This is a genomic window from Streptomyces sp. NPDC003016 (assembly GCF_053591455.1).
In genome coordinates, this window is record NZ_JBSFTV010000009.1 from 37,429 (window position 1) to 52,763 (window position 15,335).

The 15,335-nt window shown below is 72.3% G+C and carries 16 protein-coding genes and 1 pseudogene; 8 read left to right on the plus strand and 9 right to left on the minus strand.

The window, feature by feature from the left end; translation table 11 throughout:
* The first annotated feature begins 150 nt into the window (after positions 1–150).
* A complete protein-coding gene (locus ACWDZ4_RS09850; protein WP_451507893.1) occupies positions 151–378 on the plus strand; it encodes a DUF7848 domain-containing protein in 228 nt (75 codons plus the stop codon).
* 89 nt (positions 379–467) lie between these two features.
* On the opposite strand, the gene ACWDZ4_RS09855 is transcribed toward ACWDZ4_RS09850, so the two are convergent.
* Entirely contained in the window at positions 468–713 is a 246-nt protein-coding gene (locus tag ACWDZ4_RS09855; protein WP_451507894.1) for a GntR family transcriptional regulator, read from the minus strand.
* Between the two features lie 171 nt (positions 714–884).
* On the opposite strand from ACWDZ4_RS09855, the gene ACWDZ4_RS09860 reads away from it, so the two are divergent.
* Both ACWDZ4_RS09860 and ACWDZ4_RS09865 read left to right on the plus strand, forming a co-directional pair.
* Positions 885–1,262, plus strand: a complete 378-nt coding sequence (locus tag ACWDZ4_RS09860) for a hypothetical protein (RefSeq protein WP_451507895.1) — start codon at positions 885–887, stop codon at positions 1,260–1,262.
* Complete coding sequence (locus ACWDZ4_RS09865) at positions 1,259–1,462, plus strand: hypothetical protein (RefSeq protein ID WP_451507896.1); 204 nt, start codon at positions 1,259–1,261, stop codon at positions 1,460–1,462. Before ACWDZ4_RS09860 ends, ACWDZ4_RS09865 begins: the two co-directional genes overlap by 4 nt.
* Positions 1,463–1,617: 155 nt before the next feature.
* Here the strand turns inward: ACWDZ4_RS09865 and ACWDZ4_RS09870 are convergent, their stop codons facing one another.
* Complete coding sequence (locus ACWDZ4_RS09870) at positions 1,618–4,755, minus strand: alpha-N-acetylglucosaminidase (RefSeq protein ID WP_451507897.1); 3,138 nt, start codon at positions 4,753–4,755, stop codon at positions 1,618–1,620.
* 132 nt (positions 4,756–4,887) lie between these two features.
* On the opposite strand from ACWDZ4_RS09870, the gene ACWDZ4_RS09875 reads away from it, so the two are divergent.
* Positions 4,888–5,376, plus strand: coding sequence for a hypothetical protein (locus ACWDZ4_RS09875; RefSeq protein WP_451507898.1), 489 nt, complete (start codon positions 4,888–4,890; stop codon positions 5,374–5,376).
* Between the two features lie 88 nt (positions 5,377–5,464).
* Here the strand turns inward: ACWDZ4_RS09875 and ACWDZ4_RS09880 are convergent, their stop codons facing one another.
* The 3 genes from ACWDZ4_RS09880 to ACWDZ4_RS09890 form a co-directional block, all read right to left on the minus strand.
* On the minus strand, positions 5,465–6,985 hold the full coding sequence (locus ACWDZ4_RS09880) for a DUF1996 domain-containing protein (protein WP_451507899.1): 1,521 nt from the start codon (positions 6,983–6,985) through the stop codon (positions 5,465–5,467).
* A gap of 461 nt (positions 6,986–7,446) precedes the next feature.
* Entirely contained in the window at positions 7,447–7,785 is a 339-nt protein-coding gene (locus ACWDZ4_RS09885; RefSeq protein WP_451507900.1) for a glyoxalase superfamily protein, read from the minus strand.
* Between the two features lie 20 nt (positions 7,786–7,805).
* Positions 7,806–8,312: a carboxymuconolactone decarboxylase family protein gene (locus ACWDZ4_RS09890; RefSeq protein ID WP_451508035.1), complete on the minus strand. Its 507-nt coding sequence runs from the start codon at positions 8,310–8,312 to the stop codon at positions 7,806–7,808.
* Positions 8,313–8,448: 136 nt separating this feature from the next.
* Here ACWDZ4_RS09890 and ACWDZ4_RS09895 point away from each other — a divergent pair, with 136 nt between their 5' ends.
* Positions 8,449–8,910, plus strand: a complete 462-nt coding sequence (locus tag ACWDZ4_RS09895; RefSeq protein ID WP_451507901.1) for a MarR family winged helix-turn-helix transcriptional regulator — start codon at positions 8,449–8,451, stop codon at positions 8,908–8,910.
* A 6-nt stretch (positions 8,911–8,916) separates the two neighbouring features.
* On the opposite strand, the gene ACWDZ4_RS09900 is transcribed toward ACWDZ4_RS09895, so the two are convergent.
* A complete protein-coding gene (locus ACWDZ4_RS09900) occupies positions 8,917–9,630 on the minus strand; it encodes a LuxR C-terminal-related transcriptional regulator (protein ID WP_451507902.1) in 714 nt (237 codons plus the stop codon).
* Positions 9,618–9,764: pseudogene (locus tag ACWDZ4_RS09905) on the minus strand (sensor histidine kinase); the annotation flags it as partial. The gene ACWDZ4_RS09900 and the pseudogene ACWDZ4_RS09905, both read right to left, overlap by 13 nt.
* Positions 9,765–9,870: 106 nt before the next feature.
* On the opposite strand from ACWDZ4_RS09905, the gene ACWDZ4_RS09910 reads away from it, so the two are divergent.
* Both ACWDZ4_RS09910 and ACWDZ4_RS09915 read left to right on the plus strand, forming a co-directional pair.
* Entirely contained in the window at positions 9,871–10,524 is a 654-nt protein-coding gene (locus tag ACWDZ4_RS09910; RefSeq protein WP_451507903.1) for a hypothetical protein, read from the plus strand.
* A gap of 92 nt (positions 10,525–10,616) precedes the next feature.
* Complete coding sequence (locus tag ACWDZ4_RS09915; protein ID WP_451507904.1) at positions 10,617–12,110, plus strand: PepSY-associated TM helix domain-containing protein; 1,494 nt, start codon at positions 10,617–10,619, stop codon at positions 12,108–12,110.
* A 67-nt stretch (positions 12,111–12,177) separates the two neighbouring features.
* Here ACWDZ4_RS09915 and ACWDZ4_RS09920 read toward each other — a convergent pair whose 3' ends face one another.
* Together ACWDZ4_RS09920 and glnII are read right to left on the minus strand one after the other, a co-directional pair.
* A complete protein-coding gene (locus tag ACWDZ4_RS09920) occupies positions 12,178–12,777 on the minus strand; it encodes a winged helix-turn-helix domain-containing protein (protein WP_451507905.1) in 600 nt (199 codons plus the stop codon).
* Positions 12,778–13,174: 397 nt separating this feature from the next.
* A complete protein-coding gene (glnII, locus tag ACWDZ4_RS09925; RefSeq protein ID WP_451507906.1) occupies positions 13,175–14,206 on the minus strand; it encodes a glutamine synthetase in 1,032 nt (343 codons plus the stop codon).
* A gap of 178 nt (positions 14,207–14,384) precedes the next feature.
* Here glnII and ACWDZ4_RS09930 point away from each other — a divergent pair, with 178 nt between their 5' ends.
* Positions 14,385–15,284, plus strand: coding sequence for a Gfo/Idh/MocA family protein (locus ACWDZ4_RS09930; protein ID WP_451507907.1), 900 nt, complete (start codon positions 14,385–14,387; stop codon positions 15,282–15,284).
* Positions 15,285–15,335 lie beyond the last annotated feature (51 nt).

The following is a 15,335-nucleotide window of genomic DNA, read 5'->3' on the forward strand; positions in this document are numbered from 1 at the left end:
GCTGAGGCTGGACCCGGACCCTGCCCCCGTGCAGGGATGCGCGGGTTGCATCGAGCTTGCCGGCGTGCGTGACCGGGCTCGCGCGGGTGGCGACATGACCACCGTGACTGACTGCAACGTCTACCTTCGCCGGCACCCGGAGGGGCACTGATGACCCGTACCGTCATGCGCTGCGTGGACCACAGCATCAGCCGTGTGCCGGACGGCGGAATCACCGCGCAGCTCTTCTGTACGGCCGTGGGGTGCGGTGAGGACTCCGGCCCCCAGGGCGGTGCGGACGACGCCCAGGACTGGGCTCTACAACACACGGGCCGGACCGGGCACGACCTGTTCCGGCGCGAGTACACCGACCATGCCCGGGTGGTCCGCCACGAGTAGCCCTCGGCCCGCTGGACAGCGGCGAGAGGGACAGTCCAGCGGTTCGACCTGCCCCGCCCGTGCGCTGCCCCCGTGGCGTGCGGGCGGGGCTACTCGTTGGCAGGGGGGCTCTGGCCCTGCACGAAAGAACCCATGCCGGGCGTCGTGGTGATCAGCCCCTCTTCCCGAAGGGCAGCGGTTGCTTTGCGAACCGTGGTCCTGGTCACGCCGAATTCGCGCTCCAACTGCACTTCAGAGACCAAATGCTGCGCCGGGTACTCGCCCGAGGCGATGCGCGCTCGCACAGCGTCGGCGATCTGCTGCCACTTCGGGCGGGTGGAATCGAACCCAGTCATCCCCGGACCGTACACACGACCGCACACACGTACATAGGCAGCTATTTCCATGTCTAGGTATAGACAGGGGTATACAGGGCGGCTGCCGTCGGACATGAAAACGCCCCGACAGCCGCTTAGGACCGGTTGCCGGGGCTCCGCCGAACAGCTTGCTTGGGAGTGGAACGACTTGTGCGTGATCGTATCGCCCGAGCCCTCGCATGGGCCCTTTCGGTCCTTACTCCCCGCCGCCCCGGACGCCACTCCGCCACATTCCTCGCCGAGCTGCCCGAGCCGACCACCGAGCCCGCCCCCCCCGTTGACCCGTGGTCGAAGCCATGGCCGACGCCGACCCCCGAGCACATCCGGACCCTCTTCACCCCGCTGCGGGGTGAAGACGTGATGCTTACCCGCCCGCACGTCCTCGCCGAAACCACGATGGAACTCGGCGTGATCGGGGAACGGCGACGGGCTGCCGCACTCGCAACGCTCGGCGTGGACTACCCGTACACGTACGAGGGTGCTCCCTTCCCCCGGTCCGCGTTCGTCGCTGCGGCGGTGACTGCATGACCCGCGAAGCACTCACCAACGAACTGCCTGCCGTGAATGTGGCGCTCTGCATCAAGTGCCACAAGCTCACCGACGCTCCCGTCCCCATCCGCTGGATACGGAGCAGCAGCGGCCCCGGAACGACCCTCTACGCGTGCCCGGACCACGCGGCGGAACTCGCCCCCGGCCCCATGCCCGGAGAGCTGAAGCGGGGCGCGTAGCCCCTGGCGGAGAGCAAGACGCCCCGCCCGGACCGTGCGCCGGACGGGGCTCCCCGTAGAACACGTACTTTGGAACATTGAGAAGGGGCGGGGAGGGGAAAGCGTCGCAGGCAACCCGCACCGCACCCCCGCACCCCCGCACCGCACCCCCGCCGTCAGGACACGCGCCACCCGCTGAACTCCGCCGTGCCCCGCGCCCCGCTCCCCCCATGCGTCGCGCTCATGAACATCCCCGCGTCCTGAACCCCCGCCGCCCCCGCCACCGGCACCGTCGCGACCGTCCGCCACGTCGTCCCGCCGTCCGTCGAGCACGCCCCCGTGAACGCCCCGCCCGTCCGCGAGAGCCGCAGCAGCACCGGTGCCTCGACGCCGGTGACGCGCCGGTAGGTGTCCACCGTGCCGTCGCCGTTCGTGTCGTACGACAGCACCACACCGTTCGCCGGGGTGACCGCGAGGTTGAGGAAGCCCCGCGACCCCGGGGTGTCCAGGCTGTTGCGGACGACGATGCCGGCGCGCGCCCACGCGCCCGTCACCTCCTGCGCGTCCACCCGCACGGTGACGCCGCCGCCGTCGCGCAGTGCCCCCTGCCGGTACAGCGCGCCGAATTCCGCGGTCGCCTTCCACAGGTCCTGGCCCGCCCCGTTGATCGCGTACCGGTCCTGGTCCGCCAGCTGCCCGAAGACCGCGCCGCTGTTCGTGTACGTCCGCCAGCCCTCGGCCAACGGCCCGGCGACGTACAGGCTGCCCTCCTGGACGGCGGTGACCCGGGCCTCGCCCTGCGGGCCGTACACCGTGCTCAGTTCGTACGGCATCGGTTCGAGCGGGCCGGTCAGCGGCCTCGCGGGGGCCTTCACGCGCCAGGAGGCGCTCCCCCTGCCCGCCGCCGGAACGGATGCCAGCGTCACCGGACCCACGGGCTCCGCCGTCACGCCGCCGGGCGCGAAGCCGAGCGCGAAGTCGACGCGGCCGGTCGCCCGCAGTCCGTTGACGTTGCGGAAGGCGGCGGTGACCAGAGCCGAGCCGCCGGGCGGGAAGGCGGCGGGCTCGGCGGTGACGGTGACCGCGCCCTGGTAGGGCGCGCGGGCGAGCACGTCGTGGACGCGCCGGGCCGTGCGGTACGGATCGTTCGGCGCACGCAGCGGATAGGCCGTGCGCTCGCGCGTCCACGGCTCCTCGACGGCGTACCAGTCGAAGGACTTCGGCGCGCGGTCCGCCGCGAGCGCGTCCTCCAGCTCCTCCAGGTACGCCTGCCACTGCGGGAGGTGGAAGTCGCCGATGAGCCCCTGCCAGTCGCGGTTCGCGTAGTTGGCGAGGCGCCCGCCGTCCGCGGTGGGCCGGCCGGCCCAGGTGGTGACGAGGACGCGCGCGGTGTGCTCCAGCCGCTCGGCCTCGGCGGGCGAGGACGCCAGGCGCTTCGCGTCCTCGATCCACGGCCCGAGCAGGAACGCGCGGTGCGAGCCCGACATGTCCTCGCTCAGCCGCATCAGTTTGAGCCAGAGGGCGGACAGGGCGCGGAAGGCGGGCAGGTCCTTTCGCGCGTACGCCGCCTTGAGCTGCGGGAGCAGCTGCCAGGAGCGGTTGGCGAGGGCCTGGCGACCCAGGTCGGTGAGGTCGTAGCGGTAGGCGTCCGAGCGGCGCAGCGGTTCGCGTACGCCGAGCAGCGCACCGAACGCCTTGTCGAAGTCCGCCGGGTCGAAGGCGGGCGTATGGGTGGCGTAGTGGGTACCGGAGGCGGCGGACAGACTCGGGCGGGAGGCGAAGACGGAATCGTGCGGGCGGCCGTCGCGGCTGGTGATGCGGTACGCCGTCTCGCGCAGCGCGGCGAAGGCGGCGCGGGCGTCCGCGTCCCGGCCGCCGTAGCGCAGATCGGCGTACCCCTCGAACCACTCCTCGCGGTCCACCGCCTCCCTGCGCCACGCCAGCTCGGAGAACAGCTCCAGCGCGGCCGGGTCGCGCTCGGCGGCCTCCGGCATGTAGGCGGTGCCGACGAGGGCGGAGCCGGGCCGGTCGCGCCAGACGGTGAAGCGTTCGGTCCACAGGTGGGTCTTGGCGCCGATCGTCGTGCGGCCGCCGAAGTTGGGGATGGTGCCGAAGGCGTACGGCGCGCCGCCCCAGTCCTTCTCGCGGTCGGTGACGGTGTCCAGGTCGGAGAGGCCGTCCACGACCAGGAGGTGTCTCTTGTCGAGCGCGTCGAGCAGGTCGCGGCGCGGGTTCGCCTGCCAGCCGAGGATCACCCAGGTGGCGCCGGGGCGGGAGGCCCGGAGGGCCGTCTCGACGGCGCGGGCGGCCTCGGGGACGGGTACGTCGCCCGCCGAGCCGCCCTCGTGGAGGAGGTCCATCTTGAAGTGCCGGACCGGGCCGAAGAGTTCGTGCTGGTGGCGGTAGAAGGAGGCGGCGACCTCGCGGAAGACGCCGGTGCGCGGGTCGAGCCAGTCGGGGCGGCGCAGGCCCGCCCAGTCGCCCTGGGGGACGGTGCGGGCGCCGGGGTTGCGGGCGTCGAAACCGTCGGGGACGGTGCCGAAGTAGCCGGGGAGGACCGGCTCCATGCCGAGCTCGCGCATGCGGTCGGCGATGCGGCGGCCGAGGTCTGCGCGTCGCGCGATGAGTTCGGGGGAGAGCGGGCCGCCGTACGCGCTCATGTTCTGCAGGAGCCACCACGGCTGGTGGGAGGGCGCGGGCAGCCAGGCGCGGGCTTCGGCGTCGGAGTAGCCGAAGTCCTGGAGGAGGCGGTGGTAGACGGCCTCCTGACCGGTCGTGACGAGCACTTCGCTGCAGCCGTGCAGCGCGAGTACGTCGATCATCCGCTCCCAGCGGGGCCAGTCGGCGTACGGCGCGGTGTAGCCGTCGTGGGTGTCGTTGAACGCGAAGCGGTGCGGGACGGTGGCCGACCGCTCCAGGGGCTCGCGGGGCGCGGGAAGCCGCCGGGGGAGGTCGAGCTGGGTGCCCGACCAGGAGATGTGCGCCCCGCAGGCGTACTTGAGGTACCAGTGGACGCCGGTGAGCAGGGCGGCGGGGCTGGTGCCCGCGACCTCGACGCGGCCGGTGGCGCCGTCGACGCCAAAGCGCTCGGGGCGGCCGTCGCCCGTCGGGAGGGAGCTGAGGCGGAACTGCCCGGCGTGGTCGGGCAGCAGCCGTTCCAGGGCGGCGCGCGCCGGGGCGGCGGGGTCGGGAGTGGCGGCGGCGTCGGGGCTGTCCGCGGCCATGGCCGGGGTGGGGCCGCCGACCGCGGCGGCGACGCCGATCGCTCCGGCGGTGCCCAGCAGCGTGCGTCGTGACAGACGGTGGTCGGGCATCGGGGCGCTCCTCCGGTGGGACGACAGGCGCGTACGGAGCGCACGTTAATGACGGCGTGGGAGTGCAGCAATGGGGCATGCGATGTGTTCGTATCCGCCCCACCGTGTGGCCCAACGCGGCACGATGGGCGGATGCGCTACCAAGGCCGACGTACAGCAACTGCCGCATCGAATCCGGTGGTTCCCGCTGCCCTGGCCGCCCTGGCCGCCCTGGCCGCCCTGGCCGTGCTCGCCACGGGCTGTGGTGCGGACGGGGACGGGAAGCCTGTGCCGGACACGGCGAAGGGCAGCCTCGAACAGCTCGCGGCGCGGGTGCAGTGCGAGCCGGACGTCCGGACGGACGCGGCGGAGCTGCGCCAGGCGAACTGCGAGACCGGCGACGGCCGCTATGTGCTCGCCACCTTCGCGACCGACCGGGGGCAGCGCGAGTGGATCAATGAGGCGAAGGACTACGGCGGTGCGTACCTGGTCGGCAGGAAGTGGGTCGCGGTGGGCGACCGGGAGGTGGTCACAGCGCTGCGCGGCCGGCTCGGGGGGACGGTGGAGACTTCCTCGCACCACTCGGGGGAGAGCGGCGGTGGGGGGAACGAGGAGGAGCACTCCGGTCACCACGGGAGCTGACCGCGCAGGTTCTCGGGGGTGGTCTCTTCAGTGGCCGGGCGGGCTCACACCGGGCCCGCCCGGCCACTGTCCTTGCGTGCTGTGCGCACTACGCGCACTTACGGCCTTCGTTCACGCAGGACACCACCTTCTCCATCAGCCGGCTGTCGAAGACGTTGATGAAGTCCCCGTGGTCGGTGACCGGCTTGTGGAGCTGCTCGGGGAAGGAGTCGACCGCGAACCCGGGGCCCGGCGGAACGTCGTACACGATCCGCTGCACCAGCTGCGGGATGGCACGGAATCCGTCGGGGCAGCCACCGTTCTCTTCCGCGAATGCGACGTGTGTACGGTGATTGGCGCTGTCGGTGTTCTTTCCGTCCCAGCAGCTCTGGAAGCTGAAGGTGCGGACGACCTGGCTGCCTTCCGGGCAGACCGGGTATTTGTCCTTGAGCCGGCGGTCCTCGAATCCGGTGCAGCTCCAGGAAGCATTGGCATTGGCGTCACCATTGGTGAACGCCTTGGCGTCGCCGGTGATGATGCGCAGGAAGCGCGGCATCGCGGTGACCTTGCCGACGGGACTTCCGACGAATTTCAGCGATACCTGCGTGGGCGTCCGGATCTCTCCGACATTGCTGTCCTTGCCTCCGCCGTCGGCATTGGCGTCGTTCTCGTTCCGGCCGTTCTGGAGGCGCAGGACGGGCCAGTAGTACGTCGACCTGTCGCCCTGGTTCCGGCAGGTGGTGGCACCGCGGGCCAGGTCGTCGTCGCTCGCGAAGGCGTCATTGGCCTGGTTGCCGACATAGTCGTGCATGTGGTGGGCGCCGTTGCTCACACCCGGGGCGACAATGACGTTGTCCGGATTGAACGTCCCGTTCTCGTTCCGTCCGCAGTCGGTGGTGAACTCGCCGCGGGAGGCGCCGCGCCGCTTGCGCGGCTTCTGGACGTTCGGCTGGACGGACTGGATGTCGACGAAGTCGGAGGCGCTGGGGCCGTTGCCGGCCTGCCCGCCGGTGCCGTTGCCGGTGTCACCCTGGCCGCCCTGGTCACTGCTCTGGCCACCGCTTTGGTCACCGCTTTGGTCACTGCCCTGATCGCCGTCCCGGCCGTCGTCACCCTGCCCGTCCCCGCCGTTCCCCGCGCTGTCGCCGGCGCGCAGTGTGCAGGGTGCGAGGCTTTCGAGCCCCTGGGGGCGTTCGGCCGTACGGTCGACGGCGGTGGCGATCCGGTCGACGGAAGCCAGCCGCTTGTCCCTCAGCGGCCGGAGAATGGCGTTTTCGGCAAGACCCGGGTCCCGGGCGATCCGCTCCTTGGAATCGGCGAATCGCCTGTACGCGTCCGTGATCTGGGAATCGAGAACCGCGAGCTCCCGGTCGACTTCCCGGCGCGCGGAATCGGGTACCTCGGGCAGGTCGTTCGCCACCTCCGGACAGTCGATGGTCGACAACTGCTGACCGGCGTTCTGAATCCGGCCGGACCGGCCCGGCCCCGGACCGGACGGCCCGGATTCGCCTTCTCCCGCGGATGCGGAGACATTGACCGCGAGCAGTCCACCCCCGCCCAGGATCAGAGCGGCCGATGCGGCGATCGCCCGGTTCGTCAGTGTGGAACGTTTTCTTGATGCGCGTCGCATGGAACTCCTCTGCTTCGTCGCCGGGTGAAGGTAAGGGGGGTCCCGGCAGGGGAGAAGCGCTCCCTTCCCGTACGGGCCCTCTCCGCGTTCCGTTCAGATCTCTTCCGCATGCGTGGAGGTCTTCACCCGCGAAGCGGGACGGATACCGCGTACGGGGCGACGCGAGGCGCCGTGTCGCGCGGGCGTGCGACACGGCAGGATGCGGGGGAGGGGAGGGGAGGGGGGAGAGCCGGCAGCGCGCCCTGTTCCTGCGCCTTCAGGTATTCATCCAGGAGGACTTGGGCGACCGCGACCTCTCACCGGACACCGTGGCCGCACTCCGCGGAATGGGCGCGAGGTCCAGCAGGAATCCACTGCGACGGGGTGCGGGGAACCGGGGCCGGATCGGGGAAACGCACGGCGCGCCACGGGGAGGCGCGCCGCGCCCCCGGCCCCCGGCGGGCGGGGGCCGGGGGCGGGCCTCAGTCGGACGGCGTACCCACCCGGAGCCGGTTGCCGTCGGGGTCCCGCAGCTCGACCTCGCGCGCCCACGGTTGGTCCTGCGCCACTGCGCCGAACTCCGCGGCGACGGCGTCCACGTCACGCACTCGCAGATACACCAGCGTGTCGGGGAGTGCGTCCCTCTGGTGCTCCGACAGGAACAGCCGCACGGGACCGCGTGCGACTTCCACGAAGGCGGGGAAACCCGGCTCGTAGCGGTGCTCCCACTGTTTCTCGAAGCCGAGGCGGGCGTACCAGGCGACCGCCGGCTCCGCGTCTTTGACGTGCAGGACCGGAATGGCTTCCTCGGTGAAGGTCATGAGGACATCCTGCCGCTCCGTCACTCCTTCCAGGCGAACGGCGTGAGCTGTTCGTCCAGGGGGGCGTCGGTCAGCCGGTTGGCCAGGGTCGACATCGTGTAGGCCCCGATGCCCAGGACGACCTCCAGCGCGTTCCGCGGGGTGTGACCGTGGGCCAGGAAGGTCTGGAGCGTGCCGTCGGAGACCGCGCCCGAGGTGGCGACGGCCTCCAGTGTGAACTGCCGTACCGCTTCCAGCCGTTCGTCGCTCAGCGGCTGCCGCGGCTGCCGCTGCTGCTCGCGCAGCGACTCGATCAGGCCGGTGCCGGCCCCCAGCGCGGTGAGCTTCGCCGTGTGCATCGCGACGCAGACGTGACAGCCGTTGCGGGTCGCGATGGTCATGATCACGACCTCGCGCGACAGCGGCTCCAGGGTCGTCGACTCGAAGGCCGCGCTGATCTTCAGGAAGCCGTCGAGCAGCTCCGGGGACGCCGCCATGCGGGCCACGGGGGCGGGCAGGTGGCCCAGGCGCTTCGCCGTCGCCTCCATGGAGCGGCGGGAGGCGGCGGGGGCCGTCCCGGTGGTGTGGTCGGGAAAGGGGGGCCGGGGCGCGGTCAAGGGGTCTCCTCGGATAAAATCGTCAACATGATTGACGAAAAGGTAAACGGCATTGACGAGTTGTGCAATGGCTGAGGGGTACGAGCTTCCGCTGCTGCTGTTCGCCGGATTCCGGTCGTTCATCGACGAGTTGCACGCCGAACTGGCCGCACAGGGCCACCCCGACGTCCGCCCCGCGCACGGCTTCGCCCTCCAGGCCGTCGGCCGCGACGGCGTGACGGCCGGTGAACTGGGCCGGCGGCTCGGGGTCTCCAAACAGGCCGCGGGCAAGACCGTCGAGCGGCTGGAACGGCTCGGTTACGTCGAGCGGGCCGACGACCCGGACGACGGGCGGCGCAAGCTGGTGAGGCTCACGCCGCGCGGGTCCGACGTACTCGCGCGGTCGGCCGTCATCTTCGGCCGGCTGCGCGCCCGGTGGGTCGAGGCCCTCGGTGCGCGGCGGGTGGACGCACTGGAGGCGGACCTGCGGGCCATGACCCCCGGGGGCGGCGGTCTGCGGCTGGACGCGGCCGGCTGGTTCGGGTCCTAGCCGCCCTCAGCTTCCGCCGACGCGCCCGGTCCCGCTTCCGCCGACGCGCCCGGTCCCGGCCCTGGCCCCGTTCCCGCCCCGGTCCAGACAGGCCAGTACGGCCGGCACCCGCCGGTTGTCGTCGTCCGACACCGGCAGGCCGAGCTTGCCGAAGATGTTCGACGTGTGCTTGGCGATCGCCCGCTCGGTGACGACGAGCCGGTCCGCGATGGCCGCGTTCGACCTGCCCTGCGCCATCAGCTCCATGACCTCCCGCTCCCGCGGCGTCAGACCACCCATCGGCTTGTCCTGGGTGCGGCGGGAGAGGAGCTGGGAGATCACCTGGGGGTCCATCGCCGTACCGCCGGCCGCCACCCGCCGTACCGCGTCGACGAATTGCCCGGCGTCGAAGACCCGGTCCTTGAGCAGGTACCCGATACCGCCGTTGCCGTCGGCCAGCAGTTCGCGGGCGTACAGCTGTTCCACGTGCTGGGAGAGCACCGGCACCGGCAGGCCCGGCCGTGCCCGGCGGGCCTCCAGCGCGCACTGGAGGCCCTCGTCGGTGTGGGACGGCGGAAGCCGGACGTCGACGACCGCGACGTCCGGCTCCAGCTCGGCCAGCGCCCGGGACAGTTCGGGCCCGGTCTCCACGGCGGCCAGGACCTCGAAACCGAAGGCTTCGAGCATGCGGACCAGGCCGTCGCGGAGCAGGAAGAGGTCTTCGGCCAGGACGACTCGCAAGGGATCTCCATGGTGACCATGGTGGGACCGCCCGCGGGACTGCTGACGGCCAGGACGCCGTCGAATGTACCGAGCCGGCGTTCGACGCCGCTCAGTCCGGAGCCCGCCCCGACGGCCGCCCCGCCGTGCCCGTTGGGCCGGGGGTGTACCTGCCACCACCCCCGGCCCCTCCTCGCCGCACCGTTGTGTCCTGCACCCATGCCCCCACGGGGGCTCCCGGAGTGGCAGCATGTGCGGATCATGACGGACGCCCGGTCGCCCCTGCGCGCACTGCGAGCCGCACTCTTCGCGGCGGTGTGCGTCATCGCGGCGGCTGTGGGCCATTCCTCCATGTCCGGGCACGGAGTTCCGGTTCCGGGACTGCTCGCGGCCTTCGCGGTGACGGGCGGGCTCGCCTGGGCCGCGGGTCACCGGCGGCGCGGGGTATTCGCCGTCGGCGGCGGCCTCCTCGCCGTACAGGGGGTACTGCACCTCGTCTTCGGTACGGCGCAGGGGCCGGGCGCCGGTCACCACCGGATGTCCGTCACGCACCAGCAGGTCATGGACCCCGAAGCCATGGCGGCCGCGGCCTCCGCCCCCGCCCAGGGCTCCTCCTCGCTCGCGATGACCGCCGCCCACCTCGCCGCGGCCCTCGTCTGCGGTCTGTGGCTGGCGCGCGGCGAGGCGGCCTTCTTCCGGCTCGCGCGCGCCGTCGACGCGTCGGCCTTCACCCCGCTGCGGCTGCTGCTGGCCGTCGTACGGGCCCCCGGACTGCCGGAGCCGGTACGTCCCCCGAGCTCCCGCGCCCCTCGCCGTCACGGCCTCGGCGTCGTCCTCGCGCACACGCTGTCGCGGCGCGGGCCGCCACGGGTCCGGAGCACCCGCGCCACGGCCCCCGCACTTCCCACTGTCTGACCGGTGTCCGACTGCTGTCCGACCGCGTGACCGGGGGGCCGCTTCCCACGCCCCGTGACCCAGGTCACCCGTCGACAACTCCGAGGACAGTCATGGCCATTGACGACCCCGTACAACTCGCACAGCTCGCACCACCCGCGCAGGAAGCGGATGCGGATGCGGGTGCGGAAGCCGGCCCGGCGCCCGCCGCCGGCGAACGCGGAACCACCTGGAGCGCCCTGCGCCCCCTCGTCCTGCGCGTCCACTTCTACGCGGGCCTGCTGATAGCCCCGCTCCTGCTGATCGCCGCCACCAGCGGACTCCTCTACGCGCTCTCCTTCCAGGCGGAGAAGTTCCTCTACAGCCAGGAGCTGGAAACCACGGTCGGCGAACGCTCACTGCCGCTCGGCGACCAGCTCGCCGCCGCCCGCGCCGCCCACCCCAAGGGCACGGTGACCGCCGTCTGGCCCTCCGCCGAGGACGGCGCGACGACCAGGGTGCTGATGACGACACCCGAGGTCGAGGAGGGCAAGTCGCTCGCCGTCTTCGTCGATCCGTACACCGCGGAAGTACGGGGCGAGCTGACCAGTTACGGCTCCTCCGGCGCCCTGCCGCTGCGTATCTGGCTCGACGAGCTCCACCGCGACCTGCACCTCGGAGACCTCGGCCGCCACTACGGCGAACTCGCCGCGAGCTGGCTGTGGGTGGTCGCGCTGGGCGGCCTGTTCCTGTGGCTGGGCCGCAGGCGCGCGGCGAAGCGCGACCTGATCGTCCCCGAGCGCGGGGCGAAGGGCCGCCCCAGGACGCTGTCCCGGCACGGCGCCCTCGGCACGGTGGCGGTGCTCGGACTCGTCCTGCTCTCGGCGACCGGCCTCACCTGGTCGCGTTACGCGGGCGAGAACATCGGCGCCGTACAGGACCAGCTCGGCGGCGCGACCCCGGTCGTCTCCGCGGCGCTCGCCGAGGGCGGCGGTGACGGCGGCGGGGAACACGAAGGCCACGAGGGCCACGGCGGCGCGGGTTCCCCCGAGGGCACGGCCGGCACGGACATCGGCATCGACCACGCGCTCGCGGCCGCCCGCCAGGCCGGGATCGGGGGGAAGCTCTCGGTGATCCTGCCGAGCGAGGGCAGCGGTTACGTCGTCAAGGAGACCGACACGCAGTTCCCGGTCCACCTGGACTCGGTCGCCGTCGACCCCGCCGACGGCCTGGTCATCGACGAACTGCGCTTCGCCGACTACCCGCTGCTCGCCCAGCTCACCCGGTTCGGCATCGACGCCCACACCGGTGTCTTCCTCGGCCTGGTCAACCAACTGGCCCTGGCGGCCCTCGCGTCGTCCCTGATCCTGCTCATCGTCTGGGGCTACCGGATGTGGTGGCTGCGCAGGCCGACGAAGGAACGCAGGCTGTCCGGGGGCCGCCCGGTGCCGCGCGGCGCCTGGCGGAAGGCGCCGGTCACGGCACTGCTGCCGCTGGCGGCGCTCACCGTGCTGGCGGGCTGGTTCGTACCGCTGCTGGGCATCAGCCTGCTGGCGTTCCTGGCGGTCGATCTGCTGCTGGGCGCGGTGGCCCGCTTCCGCGCCCGTACGGCCCGTACGGGGACCTGAGGGCCGGGGCTGCCCGTACCCGCTGTCGCGGGGCGGGCAGCCCCACCGCCGTACCCCTTCGGGCTCCTCAGGGCGTGAACTTGTACCCCACCCGCCGCACCGTCTGGATCCTGCCGCGGTGCTCGGCGCCCAGCTTGCGGCGCAGCCGGGCGATGTGGACGTCGACGGTCCTGCCGTCGCCCACATGCCCGTAGCCCCACACCGTGGACACCAACTGGTCGCGCGTGTGCACCCGGTGGGGATGCGCCACCAGGTGGGCGAGCAGTTCGAATTCGAGATACGTGAGATCCAGCGTCCGCCCGTCCACGGCAGCGGTGCGTCGGGCACCGTCGATCCGCACGGGCCCGCGCCCCCGGGCCCCGTCCTCCACCTCTTCCGCGACGGGCGCGAGGGCGGGCTGCTGATCGGCCGGTACGAGCACGAGGTACCCGACCATCGCCGGCCGGCCCGGCAGTGCGGGCAGCGCGTGCTCGGGGGCGGGCAGCCACGTGGCGCCCGGCGGCAGGAAGTCGCCCATGTCGGGAGCCCCGTCGGGAGCCCCGTCGGGAGCCCTGCCGAGCGCCCTGCCGGTACGCGCCCCCTCGTCCCGGTCGACGGCCCGCAGCCGGTGGCGGCCGATGACGGCGGAGGGCTGGGAAGCGGCGGAGAAGGTACGGGTGTTCGCCATGAGAGGTCGGCTTCTTTCGCGCGGAGGAGTCGTCGAGGACGTACTGCGTCGTCACTGCGTCGTACTGCGCGCGGACCGAAGACCGGTGTGAACGGCTTTAGAGGGCCCGCGCGTTCCTCGCGCGGCAACACACCCGGTCGAAGTCGTGATGCTGACGGGAAGGCCAGAACGGTTCCAGGTCGCTGCGACGCGCTGTCGCGGTGTCCTGGTGGCCGGTCATGCGCCCCATTGAAGCAGATGTCCGCCGTCGCCAGCAGCCTCCTTCCCCCGTCTCCGTACGACGGGTTCCCCGCCTCCGTACGACGAGGCGCCTCCGGCACACCCGGCCTGGGCACGCGCAGGGGGCGCCCACCGGATCGGCGGGCGCCCCCTGCGGCAAGAGGCCGGGAGCGGAGAATCAGACCTGGCCGGCCTTCTCCATCGCGGTGCAGCAGGTGTCGACGATCAGGCGCGTCACGACGTACGGGTCGACGTTGGCGTTCGGACGGCGGTCCTCGATGTAGCCCTTGCGGTCCTGGCCGACCTGCCACGGGATACGGACCGAGGCGCCGCGGTCGGAGACGCCGTAGCTGTACTCGTTCCACGGGGCGGTCTCGTGCAGACCGGTGAGGCGGTCGTCGATGCCCGCGCCGTAGTTCTTGACGTGGTCCATCGGCTTCGAGCCCTCGCCCAGCGACTCGCACGCGGTGATGATCGCGTCGTAACCCTCGCGCATCGCCTTCGTCGAGAAGTTGGTGTGCGCGCCCGCGCCGTTCCAGTCGCCCTTGACCGGCTTCGGGTCGAGGGTCGCGGACACGTTGAAGTCCTCGGCGGTGCGGTACAGCAGCCAGCGGGCGACCCACAGCTGGTCGGCGACCTCCAGCGGCGCCAGCGGGCCGACCTGGAACTCCCACTGGCCGGGCATGACCTCGGCGTTGATGCCGGAGATGCCGAGGCCGGCGGCCAGGCAGTGGTCGAGGTGGGTCTCGACGATCTCGCGGCCGAAGATCTCATCGGCGCCGACACCGCAGTAGTAGCCGCCCTGCGCGGCCGGGAAGCCGCCCACCGGGAAACCGAGCGGACGCGCACCGTCGAAGAAGGTGTACTCCTGCTCGATGCCGAAGATCGGCTCCTGGTCGGCGAACCGCTCCGCGACCGGACGCAGCAGCGCACGCGTGTTGGACTCGTGCGGCGTCATGTCGATGTTCAGGACCTCGCACATGACGAGGATGTCGTCACCGCCGCGGATCGGGTCCGGGCAGGAGAACACCGGCTTCAGCACGCGGTCGGACGCGTGACCCACGGCCTGGTTCGTGCTGGATCCGTCGAAACCCCAGACGGGCAGCTCGGTGACGTCCGCGGCGGAGCCCGCCATTATCTTCGTCTTCGAGCGGAGCTTGGCGGTCGGCTCGGTGCCGTCGATCCAGATGTACTCGGCCTTGAAGGTCACGGACGCCATCCTTTGTGGTGCTGCGGTGTGCTGCTGCGGGGCTGCGGCTGATGAGGGCAGCTTCGCAAGCGCTGATTTCCCGTCCGTTGCCCGATTGTGAACCCCGTGTTACTCAGGTTTCCTGCGGATCACACGTGCGTGCCGTTCGTGATCCGGCCCCGCGGGCACACTGGCGGGCATGACCGAATCGTTGAGCAAGCCGCGCGTCGGGCTCCTCGGCACCGGCCCCTGGGCGGCCGGCACCCACGGCCCCGCGCTCGCCGCGCACCCCGGCGTCGTGTTCGCGGGCGTGTGGGGCCGCAGGCCCGAGGCGGCCGCCGCGCTCGCCGCCGCCCACGCCACCACGGCGTACGACGACGTCGACGCCCTCCTCGCCGCGTGCGACGCCGTGGCGATCGCCCTGCCGCCCGACGTCCAGGCCCCGCTGGCGGTACGGGCCGCGGCCGCCGGATGCCACGTGCTGCTGGACAAGCCGGTCGCGACGACGGTGGCGGGGGCGCGGGAGGTCGCCGGGGCGACGGAGAAGGCGGGCGTGTCGTCGGTGGTGTTCTTCACCCTGCGCTTCGCGGCGGGAACGGCGCGGTGGACCGCCGAACAGGCCGCGGCGGGCGGCTGGTTCACCGCACACGCGCGGTGGCTCGGCGCGTTGTTCTCCCCCGGCGCGGACAGCCCGTACGCCGCCTCGCCGTGGCGGGGCGAGAAGGGCGCGCTGTGGGACGTGGGACCGCACGCCCTGTCCGTACTGCTGCCGGTGCTCGGCGACGTCACGTCGGTGACCGCGGCGCCGGGCCCCGGAGACACCGTCCACCTCGTACTGCGCCACACCTCGGGCGCGTCGAGCACGGTGACGCTCAGCCTGAGCGCCCCGGCGGGCGCGGCGGGAGCGGCGGTCGAACTGCGGGGCACGGCGGGCGTGGCCGCACTGCCGGCAGGGGGCAGTGCGGCCGGGGCCTTCCGGGCGGCCGTCGACGCGCTGCTGCACTCCGTACGGACGGGAGAGGCGCATCCGTGCGACGCGGCCTTCGGACTGCGCGTCACGGAGATCCTGGCCGACGCGGAGGCGCGACTGGGACACTGAGGCGGAGCGGTGCCCGGCGCAGCAGGCTGAGCGGCAACTCCCTTGTCAGAT